Origin of the sequence: Sphingomonas sp. LR59 (assembly GCF_036855945.1) — a bacterium.
Lineage (GTDB): Bacteria > Pseudomonadota > Alphaproteobacteria > Sphingomonadales > Sphingomonadaceae > Sphingomonas.
The window spans coordinates 253,389-265,120 of sequence record NZ_JASPFL010000001.1 but is presented as its reverse complement, the minus strand read 5'-3'; the positions used below and the strand labels follow the sequence as shown (position 1 = coordinate 265,120).

The following is an 11,732-nucleotide window of genomic DNA, read 5'->3' as shown; positions in this document are numbered from 1 at the left end:
ACCACCCGCAGCGCTCGTGACCCCGGGCTCCTGCGTTCGCAGGAGAACGGGGAGCGTTTACGATCAACCATCACGCCTTGCTTCACGCGGAAACCCGCTCGCGGACGGTGCGGAATTCGATCTGTTTGTCGTAGGGCGCGCCGACGATCATCCGCTTCACGTAGATGCCCGGCAGGTGGATCGTGTCCGGGTCGAGGCTGCCGACGGGGACGATCTCCTCGACCTCGGCGACGCAGATCTTGCCCGCGGTCGCCATCGGCTGGTTGAAGTTGCGCGCGGTCTTGCGGAAGATGAGGTTGCCGCTTTCGTCCGCCTTCCAGCCCTTGATGATCGCGAGATCGGCGCGGATGCCGCGTTCGAGGATGTATTCCTGGCCGTCGAAGACCTTCGTTTCCTTGCCCTCGGCGACCTGCGTGCCGACGCCGGTCTTGGTGTAGAAGCCGGGAATGCCCGCTCCCCTGCCCGGCAGCGTTCGGCGAGCGTGCCCTGCGGACAGAACTCGACCTCGAGTTCGCCGCTCAGATACTGCCGCTCGAATTCCTTGTTCTCGCCGACATAGGACGAGATCATCTTCTTGACCTGGCGCGAGCGGAGCAGTTTGCCGAGGCCCTGCCCGTCGATCCCGGCATTGTTGCTGGCGATCGTCAGGTCCTTCACGCCGGACGCCTCGATCGCGTCGATCAGCCGCTCTGGGATACCACACAGCCCAAACCCGCCCGCGCAGATCGTCATGCCGTCGAACAGCACGCCTTCGAGTGCCGCCGCCGCGTCGGTGTAGCGCTTGTTCGCCATGCATCCTCCTAAGGTCTTCGGCCTCGCTTAAAGTGCCTGCGGTCGGTCGGCAACGTAGACTAGGTGGACATCTTACGATCCTCCCCCGCCAGGGGGAGGTGGCTGGCTCTTGCCAGACGGAGGGGGAGGGAAGCGAAACCTCTGTTGCGTGTCCTCCCCCTCCGTCACCTTCGGTACCCCCCTGGCGGGGGAGGATACGGGAGTTTCAATACGCCAGCTTCAGGCCCGGCCGCTTCCACCGGGTCTTCACCAGCCGGCCGCTGCCCGAGCAGGTGATGTACGCGTCCATGCCGTCCGCACCGCCCCAGCAGATGTTGGTGGTGAACACGTCGTCGGTCGCAACGAACTCGACCAGCGCTCCGGCGGGCGAGATCACGCTGATCCCGCATTCGCCGATCGTGGCGACGCAGATGTTGCCGCCGGCCTCGATTCCCAGCGAGTCGAAGAACTTGTAGCCGGCCGGGCGGTACAGCGGCGTGCCCGAGGCGCTGGCGACCTTGCCGGGCGCGATGATATCGAACGCCATCAGGCGGCAGGTGTAGGTTTCCGCCGCGTACAACGTCTTGCGGTCGGGCGAGAGGCCGATGCCGTTGGGGTTTTCGCTCGGGAAGATCACTTCCTCGAGGTGGCTGCCGTCGGCCTTCGCATAGAAGATGCCGGTGATGTCGCGTGCGCGGTCGCGCGTCTTGCCGTGGTCGGTGAACCAGAAGCCGCCGTGCGAGATCGAAGACAATGTCGTTGGGTCCGCGTAGCGAGCAGCCGAAATCGCCGTCCCTGTAGAGGATCTCGACCGCGCCGGTGGCGATGTCGATCCGCTCGATACGGCCGCCGGAATAGTCGTCCGGCTGGCCGTGCGGGGTGAGGAAGCCGTTCGCCTCGCGCCAGGCGAAGCCACCATTGTTGCAGCAATACAGCTTGCCGTCGGGGCCGATCGCGAGGCCGTTGGGGCCACCGCCGGGTTCGGCTACGGTCGACTTGGTACCGTCGGGAGCGACGCAGGTGATGCGGCCCGCCTCGATCTCGACGAGGATGACGCTGCCGTCGGGCATCGCCACCGGGCCTTCGGGAAAGCGCAAGCCGTCGGCGACGGTGGTGAAGTCTGTCATGATCCTCTCCGGGCGAGTCGGGTTGGTCCCGGCTTCGACGCCAGCGTAACCGCGTCTCGACTTCGCGCGCAACGGACGGCAGGATGCGCCGATGATCACACCACGCACCGGCGGCCGCATCCTGGTCGACCAACTCGTCGCACAGGGCTGCGACCGGATCTTCACCGTGCCGGGGGAGAGCTTCCTCGCGGTGCTCGATGCGTTGCACGATACGCCGGCGATAGATCTTGTGGTGTGTCGGCAGGAGGGCGGCGTCGGGTTCATGGCGTGCGCGGACGGGACGCTGACGCATCGGCCGGGGGTGGCGTTCGTGACGCGGGGGCCGGGCGCGACCAACGCGTCGATCGGCGTGCATGTGGCGATGCAGGATTCGCAGCCGATGATCCTCTTCGTAGGCGACATCGACCGCGGCACGCGCGACCGCGAGGCGTTCCAGGAGATCGATTTCCAGGCAATGTTCGCACCCATCGCGAAATGGGCGGCACGGATCGACGATGCGCGGCGGATTCCGGAATATGTCGCGCGCGCCTATGCGACGGCGATGTCGGGGCGGCCTGGGCCGGTGGTGCTGGCGTTGCCTGAGGACATGCTGCTGGATGTTGTCGACGCGGTCGATCGGCCGCGGGTCGAGCGAGTGGCGCAGGGCTGCGACGCCGATACGATGGACCTGCTCGCCGATCTGCTCACGACCGCCGAGCGGCCGGTGGCGATTGTTGGCGGTGCGGGCTGGGATGTGGCCGCGTCGGGGGCGTTCGCGACCTGGGCGGATCGTAACGGCATTCCGGTAGCGGCGGCGTTTCGGCGGCAGGATGCTGTTCCGAACGACTGTCCGGTATGGGCGGGGAACCTTGGGTATGGGCCCAATCCGAAGCTGGTCGAGCGGGTTAAGGCGGCGGATCTGCTGCTGGTCGTCGGACCGCGGCTGGGGGAGGCGACAACCGATGGCTATGCGCTGATCACGCCCGATCATCCGGGGCAGCGGCTGATCCATGTGCATCCCGATCCGGATGAGCTGCACCGAGCGTACCGCGCGGATGTGGCGGTGTGTGCGGGGATGGCGGAGTTTGCGGAGGCTTTGCTGGCGGTCGACCTGCCGCCGCGGACTGCCGGGTCGGAGGCGCATGCGGAGTGGCTGGCGTGGTCGACGCCGGCGCCGCGGGATCTGGCGATGGACTTGGGGCCGTGCGTGGCGGCGATGCGTGAGCGGCTGCCGGCGGATGCGATTATCTGTAACGGCGCGGGGAATTATTCGGGGTGGTGGCATCGGTATTGGGCGTATGCTGGGCCGGGTACGCAGCTTGCGCCGACCGCCGGGGCGATGGGGTATGGGGTGCCGGCGGCGGTTGCTGCGTCGTTGCGGCATCCGGAGCGAACCGTCGTGGCGCTCGCGGGCGACGGGTGTTTCCTGATGAACGGGCAGGAGTTGGCGACTGCGGTGGCGCACGGTGCGGACATGCTGGTGCTGGTCGTGGATAACGGCGGGTACGGGACGATCCGGATGCATCAGGAGCGGGAGTATCCGGGGCGGGTGTCTGGGACGGCACTGCGCAACCCGGACTTTGCCGCGCTGGGGCAGGCTTATGGGTGTTGGGCTGAGACGGTGACGCGGACGGAGGACTTTGCCGAGACGCTGGACCGGGCGATGGGACGCGGCGGGGTGCGGATGCTGCATCTGGTGACGGATATCGAGGCGATTACCGCGGGGACTACATTGGCGAAGGTGCGCGGGGGCTGAGCTGTATCCAAAAGTGATGCCGAACGCTCGACACGAGCACCACCCCGGCGAATGCCGGGGCCCAGTTGGGGGACGGCAGTAACGACGCACCGCCCTCCGTTACTCCGGACGTGCCAACTGGGCCCCGGCCTTCGCCGGGGTGGAGGTAATTGTAGGGGGTGACCCATCAGTGCAGGCTCTGTTCCCCCGCGAAGGCGGGGGTCCAGGAGCCAGGGCAGCTAACGGTACTTAGCTGGGCCCCGGCGTCCGCGGGGGAACACTGCTGGGGGTTAGCGTACGACGGCGGCGAGCTTCAAGCGCTGGCCGCCTCCAGTTTTGCGCGCACCGCCGCGACGGCGTCCGCAGCCTTGTCGCCATCGGGACCACCGCCCTGCGCCATGTCGGGACGGCCGCCACCGCCCTGCCCGCCGAGCGTTGCCACCGCGATCTTGAGCAGGTCGACCGCGTTGTGGCTGGCAACAAGGTCCCCCGTCACACCGACCGCGACCGAAGCGCGGCCGTCGTTGATCGCGACCATTACCGCGATGCCGGAACCCAAGCGCTGCTTGGCTTCGTCGACCGCGCCGCGCAGGCCCTTGGCTTCGAAGTCGTTGAGCACCTGGCCGATGAACGCGACGCCGCCGACCTGTTCGGGGCCAGCCGCTTCGCCCGAGCCACCGCCGCCGAGCGCCAGCGCCTTCTTCGCGTCGGCGAGTTCGCGTTCGAGGCGGCGGCGGTCTTCGAGCAGCGATGCTACGCGTGCCGGGACCTCGTCAGGTGTCGACTTCAGGACGGCGGCTGCCTCGCGCAGGCGGTCGTCACGGCTGGTCAGATATGCACGCGCCGCTTCGCCGGTGAGCGCTTCGACACGGCGGATGCCGCTGGAGACCGCGCCTTCGCCGACGACCTTGAACAGGCCGATGTCGCCGAGCGCGGTGACGTGCGTGCCGCCGCACAGCTCGATCGAGTAGGTGCCGTCCTCGGTCGAGCCCATCGACACGACGCGAACCTCGTCGCCGTATTTCTCGCCGAACAGCGCCATCGCGCCCATCGCGATCGCGTCGTCGGGGGTCATCAGCAGCGTCGTCACCGCGCCGTTGCCGCGGACCTGCGCATTCACGTCGGCCTCGACCTGCGCGATATCGGCGGGAGTCATCGCGACCGGCTGCGAGAAATCGAACCGCAGGCGATCGGGCGCGACGAGGCTCCCCTTCTGCGCGACGTGCGTGCCGAGGCGTTCGCGCAAGGCCTCGTGCAGGAGGTGCGTCGCGGAGTGGTTGGCGCGGATCTGCGCGCGGCGGGCGACGTCGATCTGGAGCTTGACCGGGTCGCCGACCTTGATCTCGCCCGCGTCGACGATCGCGTGGTGGACGAACACGCGGCCGAGCTGCTTCGAGGTCTCGGTGACGTTCGCGCGCAGACCGGTATCGTTGGAAATGTGGCCCGCGTCGCCGACCTGGCCGCCGCTCTCGCCGTAGAACGGCGTCTGGTTGACGACGATCGACACCGTATCGCCGGTGATGGCGTGGTCGACGCGCGCGCCGTCCTTGACCAGCGCGACGACTTCGCCCTCGCCCGTATCGGATGCGTAGCCGAGGAATTCGGTGCCGCCGGTCTGCTCGACGATGTCGAACCAGACGTCGTCCGAAGCCTTCGCGCCCGAGCCCTTCCAGGCGGCGCGGGCGGCGCGCTTCTGCTCGGCCATCGCGGTGTCGAAACCTTCGCGGTCGACCGCGATGTTGCGTTCGCGCAACGCGTCCTCAGTCAGGTCGTACGGGAAGCCGTAGGTGTCGTAGAGCTTGAACGCGACGTCGCCGGCCAGCGTGCCGTCGGTCATCCCGGTGGTCGCTTCGTCGAGCAGCTTCAGCCCCTTGTCGAGCGTCTGGCGGAAGCGCGTCTCCTCCTGCTGCAACGTCGCTTCGATCAGCGGACGCGCCCGCGACAGCTCGGGATAGGCGGCGCCCATCTCGGTGACGAGCGCGGGGACCAGCCGGTGCATCAACGGCTGCTTGGCGCCGAGGATGTGCGCGTGGCGCATCGCGCGGCGCATGATCCGGCGCAGGACATAGCCGCGGCCCTCGCTCGCGGGCAGCACGCCGTCCGCGATCAGGAAGCCCGCGGTGCGCAGGTGATCGGCGATCACGCGGTGGCTGGCGGTGTTGGCGCCGTCGGTCGCGGTGTGCGTCAGCGCGCCCGAGGCTGCGATCAGCGCCTTGAACGTGTCGGTGTCGTAATTGTCGGTGACGCCCTGCATGACCGCGGCGATGCGCTCGAGCCCCATGCCGGTGTCGATCGAGGGCTTGGGGAGGTTGCCGACGATCTCGGCATTCTCCTGCTCGTATTGCATGAACACGAGGTTCCAGATCTCGACGAAGCGGTCGCCGTCCTCGTCGGGGGAGCCTGGAGGACCGCCAAAGATATGGTCGCCGTGGTCATAGAAGATTTCCGAGCACGGCCCGCACGGCCCGTTATCGCCCATCGACCAGAAATTGTCCTTGGTCGGGATGCGGATGATGCGGTGATCAGGAAGGCCGGCGATCTTCTTCCAGAGGTCGAACGCCTCGTCGTCGGTGTGGTAGACGGTGGCGGTCAGTTTATCGGGCGAGAGGCCCCATTCGCGCGTGAGCAGCGTCCAGGCGTGGACGATCGCCTGTTCTTTGAAATAATCGCCGAACGAGAAATTGCCGAGCATTTCGAAGAAGGTGTGGTGGCGCGCGGTGTAGCCGACATTGTCGAGATCATTGTGCTTGCCGCCGGCGCGGACGCATTTCTGCGACGAGGTCGCGGTGGTGTAGGGGCGCGATTCGAGGCCGGTGAAGACGTTCTTGAACGGCACCATCCCGGCGTTGACGAACATCAGCGTCGGGTCGTTCTGCGGCACGAGCGGTGCGGAGGGCACGATCTGGTGCCCCTGCGATCCGAAATAGTCGAGGAAGCCGCGGCGGATGTCGTTCGTCGATGTCATGCGCGGGGACTTAGGCGAGCGGGGCGGTTCGCTCAAGTGGAGGTGTGGCGCTCCCCTCGCACGTATCGCATTGAAACGAAGATAGCTTGTTTCCCCGCGAAGGCGGGGATTCAGACTGGGCTCCCGCCTTCGCGCGAGAACAAGGAGGCGGGTGCTGCGGTTCGTTGAGAGCCGCCGTTTGCCCCGATGCACCACCCCGGCGAAGGCCGGGGCCCAATTGGAGAGGTGGAAATAATGGAAAGCAGCGCTTCGTTATCGCCGTTCCCCAATTGGGCCCCGGCCTTCGCCGGGGTGGTGGTGTTGGGGGGGGTGGGGGCATTCGTTGGGCGTCCACTACCCCAATGGCGCATCCAGCAACTTGGGCGGCTCGCTAAACCATTTCGGGCCGGCGTCGGTCATGTGGAAGCAATCCTCGATCCGCACGCCGTATCTGCCGGGAATGTAGATGCCCGGCTCGTCGGAGAAACACATCCCCGCGGCCAGCCTGGTGGTCTCGCCGCGGACGAGGTTGACGGGTTCGTGGCCGTCCATGCCGATGCCGTGGCCGGTGCGATGCGACAGGCCGGGAAGCTTGTACCCCGGGCCGTAGCCGAGCGTTTCATAATGCCGCCGGACCGCATCGTCGATGCTGCCGGCGGGTGCGCCGATCTTCGCGGCGGCGAACGCGATCTGCTGTCCGCGGGCGACCTGGTCCCACGTCTTGCGCAGGTCGGCGGTTGCGGTGCCGTGGACCCAGGTGCGCGAGATGTCGGACTGATAGCCCTGCACCGTGCAACCGCAGTCCATGAGCACGACCTGGCCTTCGGCGACGCGGTGGATCTCGCGGCTGCCGTGCGGATAGGCCGACGCCTCGCCGATCAGCGCGAGCGCGAACTCGGGCGCGCCGCCCAGTTTCTTGGTCGCGGCGTTCATGAGCGCGCCGATCTCGGGGCCGGTCATGCCCTTCTCGACGCGCGGCTTCGTCCACCGATACGCGGCCAGCGTAACCTCGGTCGCCGCCTGCATCAGCGCGATCTCGGCGGGGGTCTTGATCATCCGGCAGGCGCGAACGACCGGGTCGGCGGAGACGATCTTGGCGTCAGGCAGGACCCGCGCGAGCCCGGCATAGGCAAAGTAGCGCACCTCCGCCTCCAGGCCGATCGGCCGCGCGGCGAGCTTGCGGTCGCGCAGGAAGCCGGCGACCACGGCGAGCGGGTTCTCGTCCTCCTGCCACACGCGGACCTCGGCGGGGACGGCGAGCGTCTCGCGCACCGAAGGTTCCTCGAAGAACGGCGTGACGATGCACGGCTCGCCCTCGACCGGGAGGATCGCCAGCGTCAGCCGCTCGCTCGTGTGCCAGCGGACTCCGGTGAAGTAGATCATCGACGATCCCGGCTCGATCAGCACCGCGCCGATGCCAGCCGCCTTCATCAGCGATTGCGCACGGACCAGCCGCGCGGCGCGTTCGGTGGCGTCGATCGGTCTGGTCGCGCCGGTGATGTCGGACAGCGCCGACAGGTCCGGTTCGGCGGCGCGGAGGATCGCGCTGGTCGACAGCAATGGCGCCGCGAGGGCGAGGCTCAGCAGGTCGCGGCGCGAGGGGCTGAAGGCGGGCTTGTGGCGTGCGGTCGACATCGCCGGACGATAGGGTCCTTGACCCGGGCGCCGCAATCCCCTTCCCTGTCCGCACTTCTCGGGAGCGATTAATGGCCAAGCGGCTAACCTATTACATCTTGTTCGGCCTCGTCGCGGGGATGGTCGTCGGCTGGATCCTGAACGCGTCGATCGACAACGGCACGGCCCAGTCCGCCGAACGGCTGAAGGACATCGCGGGCTATTTCTCGATCGTGACGTCGCTGTTCCTGCGGCTGATCAAGATGATCATCGCGCCGCTGGTGTTCTCGACGCTGGTCGTGGGCATCGCGCATATGGGCGATACCGGTGCGCTCGGGCGGGTCGGATTGCGTAGTCTCGGATGGTTCATCTGCGCGAGCCTGTTGTCGCTTACTTTGGGCCTGATCCTCGTCAACGTGTTGCAGCCTGGTGTCGGCCTCGCGCTCGCGATACCGCCCGCCACCGCTTCGAGCGGCGTCGACCGCGCTGCGTTCGATCTCGCCAAGTTCATCACGCATATCGTCCCCGATTCGATGATCGCGGCGATGGCGGGCAACGAGATCCTCCAGATCGTCGTGTTCTCGGTGTTCGTGGGCGTCGCGATCACCGCGGTCGGCGAGAAGGCCGCGCCGCTGGTCAAGGCGATCGAAGCGCTGGTCGCGGTGATGCTCCAGATCACTAACTACGTGATGCGGTTCGCGCCGTTCGCGGTGTTCGCGGCGGTGACCGCGACGCTTGCCGAGCGGGGGCCGACCATTCTCGGCCAGCTCGGCTATTTCATGCTGACCTTCTATATCGGCCTCGCGTTGCTGTGGGCGATGCTGATCGGGATCGCGTTCCTGCTGATCGGGCCGCGGACGCGGTTGCTGGTACGGTATATCCGCGATCCGTTGATCCTGGCGTTCTCGGCGGCGTCGTCGGAGGCGGCGTATCCACGGACGCTAGAAGCGCTCGACCGGTTCGGCGTGCCGCCGCGGATCGCGAGCTTCGTGCTGCCGCTGGGCTATTCGTTCAATCTCGACGGGTCGATGATGTACATGACGTTCGCGTCGCTGTTCATCGCGCAGGCGTATGGCATCCACATGCCGATCGGGCAGCAGATCGCGATGCTGCTGGTGCTGATGGTGACGTCGAAGGGCATCGCCGGCGTGCCGCGCGCGTCGCTGGTGGTGATCGCGGGGACGTTGTCGATGTTCAAGATTCCGGAGGCCGGGATCCTGCTGATCCTGGCGGTGGATCATTTCCTCGACATGGGGCGCTCGGCGACCAACGTGATCGGCAATGCGGTGGCGGCGACCGTGGTGGCGAAGTGGGAGGGCGGGCTTGATGAGCGGGAACCGGCGGACCGGGACTTTCCGCATGCGCCTAGCGGGCATGGGCCGAAGGTCGTCGTGGATAGTTACGAGAAGATCGGACCGGGGCAGGTTTGAGGTTGGACGGCGTTGAGCTGACGACGTCTCAAGGATGCCCTTCCACGCTGGCGGTTTAATAAAGAAGCACCTCCCCAACGAAGGCCGAGGTCCAGTTGGGACACGCCGGTGATCACCGTAGCGCCTCGTTATTTCGACCTTTCCGCCTGGGCCCCGGCCTTCGCCGGGGTGGTGTTTGGGAAGAGGTCGTCTTCTTGGCCCCGCTTTGGTTCCCTACTTGCGCTACTCACGCGTAGGCGTAGGGCCCGCCCTTTTGAGCCCAGCCTGATACGCCGGCCGCGCGTGGACCTTGGCGAGCCAGGCGATCGTAGCGGGGCGGGACCCATTGAGGCCACCGCGGCTGCGGGCGGCTTCCAAGGGAAAGCTCATCATGATGTCGGCGGCGGTCATCTCGGCGCCGGCGAACCAGGGACGTTGCGACAGTTCGGATTCGACATAGTCGAGGTGAACGTCGATCATCGGCTGGATCTTCTTGACCGCGACCTTGCCCATGATCGGAATGCGCGCGAGCACGAGCTTCAGCAACAGCGGCGGCATCATCGAGCCTTCCGCATAGTGGAGCCAGAAGCGGTAGCGCAGCGCGTCGGCGCGGTTGGCAGGGGCGCCGAGCTTGCCGTCCGCTTTGTCGACGAGATATTCGACGATCGCGCCCGTTTCGGCGACCACCTGACCGTCATCCTCGATGACCGGCGACTTGCCGAGCGAGTGGACCTTCTTGAGTTCGGGCGGCGCGAGCATCGTTGCCTTGTTCCGCTCGTAGCGCTTGATCTCGTAGGGGAGACCGAGTTCCTCGAGCATCCAGAGGATCCGCTGCGATCGCGAGTTTTCGAGGTGGTGGACGATGATCATGCTGGGCCCCCTGGTTTCAATTCGCCGATTTGCGCGCGGTCCAGATCCAGGCGGCGGCGGGGAATTCCACCGTGTCGCCGTCGCAATACCGTTCGCAGACCTGGGTGAGACGCGCGATGTGGCGCTCGCGTTCCCCTGGAGCAGCGTCGCGGATTGCGGAGGCCGCAGGGCCGATACGGCAGAAATAGTCGACGGCGTCGGCTACGGGATCGGTGCCCTCGCCTGCTCGGTAAGAGAAGGCGATCCGCTGCGGCGTGGCGGCATGCCAGCCTGATTCCTCTAGGATCGTGGCGACATGGCTCGGATCGGCGAAGGCGAACGGGCCCGGCGTGGTCGACGTCGGGGAGTGAGCATCGCCGCCGGTTGCGGTGACGATTTCAGTGGCCCAGCGGTTTACGGCGCGTTCCGCAAAGCAGGAAAAGACGAGCCCGGCGTCGGGGGCGGCGGCTTCGGCCAATATGGTGAAGGCGGCGATGGGGTCGGCGAAGAACATGACGCCGTGGCGCGAGACGTAGAGGTCTGTCGGGGCGTGGTTCGGGGCGGCAACGGTGATGTCGGCACATTCGAAGCTGGCGTTGGCCTGGGTTTCGCTGCGGTGTCTCGCGATCTCGATCAGGGTTGGCGAGAGATCGATGCCGGTTACGGTCGCGTTCGGGAGGGCTGGCGCGGTGGCGAGTGAGGTCGCGCCGGCGCCGCAGCCTATGTCGATGATCTTGCGGGTTTGGGGGGTGGCGGCGGCGAGGATCGCTGCGTTCAAATGTGGGGTCAGGTTGGTGAAGCTGCGGTCGGTTCGTCGCCATTCTTCGGCCCAGACGTCGCCTATTCTGCCGGTCCAGTCATAGGCTGTGGTCATGGGTTGTGGTGCCTCATGGTTTGATCGGGGGCGGCGGTTTAGAGTGAAGTATAGGAAGTATAGATGCTCGCGTGGGTTTGGCGTTGGGGTAATTGGAGGTGTCGCCGGGGTCGTTGCGTTGCTTTGTGCGCCCGTCTGCATCCTTGTTTCCCCGCGAAGGCGGGGATCCAGACTGGGCTCCCGCCTTCGCGGGAGAATAAGGGGGTGATGCCGTCCGGTAGAAGCCGCCACCCCGGCGGAGGCCGGGGCCCAGTTGAGGAACCGTCGTAACGAAAGATCGCGCTTCGTTATTACCACCTTTCCAACTGGGCCCCGGCCTTCGCCGGGGTGGTGTGTTGGGGCGGTGCGGTGCGGTGCGGTGCGATGCCTATGTAGAGATTCTCGCCGGCGCAAAGCCGAGGCTGACGCCGATGCAAGCCCGACGCCGCCA

At 66.7% G+C, this 11,732-nt stretch carries 5 protein-coding genes and 3 pseudogenes; 2 read left to right on the top strand and 6 right to left on the bottom strand.

The genetic code is table 11. From position 1 onward, the window contains the following. Nucleotides 1-82 precede the first annotated feature (82 nt). Both QP164_RS01230 and QP164_RS01225 read right to left on the bottom strand, forming a co-directional pair. Nucleotides 83-726: pseudogene (locus QP164_RS01230) on the bottom strand (CoA transferase subunit A). Nucleotides 727-997: 271 nt separating this feature from the next. After that, a pseudogene (locus QP164_RS01225) lies at nt 998-1,898 on the bottom strand (SMP-30/gluconolactonase/LRE family protein). Nucleotides 1,899-1,989: 91 nt separating this feature from the next. Here QP164_RS01225 and QP164_RS01220 point away from each other — a divergent pair. Beyond that, entirely contained in the window at nt 1,990-3,633 is a 1,644-nt protein-coding gene (locus QP164_RS01220) for a thiamine pyrophosphate-binding protein (RefSeq protein ID WP_333921873.1), read from the top strand. 292 nt (nt 3,634-3,925) lie between these two features. On the opposite strand, the gene alaS is transcribed toward QP164_RS01220, so the two are convergent. Together alaS and QP164_RS01210 are read right to left on the bottom strand one after the other, a co-directional pair. Next, the gene (gene alaS / locus QP164_RS01215; RefSeq protein ID WP_333921872.1) at nt 3,926-6,577 is read right to left on the bottom strand and encodes an alanine--tRNA ligase; all 2,652 of its coding nucleotides are present in this window, start codon (nt 6,575-6,577) and stop codon (nt 3,926-3,928) included. Nucleotides 6,578-6,910: 333 nt separating this feature from the next. Further along, complete coding sequence (locus QP164_RS01210) at nt 6,911-8,191, bottom strand: M24 family metallopeptidase (RefSeq protein WP_333921871.1); 1,281 nt, start codon at nt 8,189-8,191, stop codon at nt 6,911-6,913. 71 nt (nt 8,192-8,262) lie between these two features. Here QP164_RS01210 and QP164_RS01205 point away from each other — a divergent pair, with 71 nt between their 5' ends. Beyond that, nucleotides 8,263-9,600 carry a dicarboxylate/amino acid:cation symporter gene (locus tag QP164_RS01205; RefSeq protein ID WP_333921870.1) on the top strand — a complete coding sequence of 446 codons (1,338 nt, stop codon included), beginning with the start codon at nt 8,263-8,265 and terminating at the stop codon, nt 9,598-9,600. A gap of 226 nt (nt 9,601-9,826) precedes the next feature. On the opposite strand, the pseudogene QP164_RS01200 reads toward QP164_RS01205, so the two are convergent. Both QP164_RS01200 and QP164_RS01195 read right to left on the bottom strand, forming a co-directional pair. Beyond that, nucleotides 9,827-10,449: pseudogene (locus QP164_RS01200) on the bottom strand (glutathione S-transferase family protein). 16 nt (nt 10,450-10,465) lie between these two features. After that, nucleotides 10,466-11,443, bottom strand: a complete 978-nt coding sequence (locus tag QP164_RS01195) for a class I SAM-dependent methyltransferase (RefSeq protein WP_333921869.1) — start codon at nt 11,441-11,443, stop codon at nt 10,466-10,468. Nucleotides 11,444-11,732 lie beyond the last annotated feature (289 nt).

Coding starts and splice junctions, on each gene's coding strand:
- QP164_RS01220 (WP_333921873.1), top strand. CDS start 1,990: ATGATCACACCACGCACCGGCGGCCGCATCCTGGTCGACCAACTCGTC.
- alaS (WP_333921872.1), bottom strand. CDS start 6,577: ATGACATCGACGAACGACATCCGCCGCGGCTTCCTCGACTATTTCGGA.
- QP164_RS01210 (WP_333921871.1), bottom strand. CDS start 8,191: ATGTCGACCGCACGCCACAAGCCCGCCTTCAGCCCCTCGCGCCGCGAC.
- QP164_RS01205 (WP_333921870.1), top strand. CDS start 8,263: ATGGCCAAGCGGCTAACCTATTACATCTTGTTCGGCCTCGTCGCGGGG.
- QP164_RS01195 (WP_333921869.1), bottom strand. CDS start 11,443: ATGCAGACGGGCGCACAAAGCAACGCAACGACCCCGGCGACACCTCCA.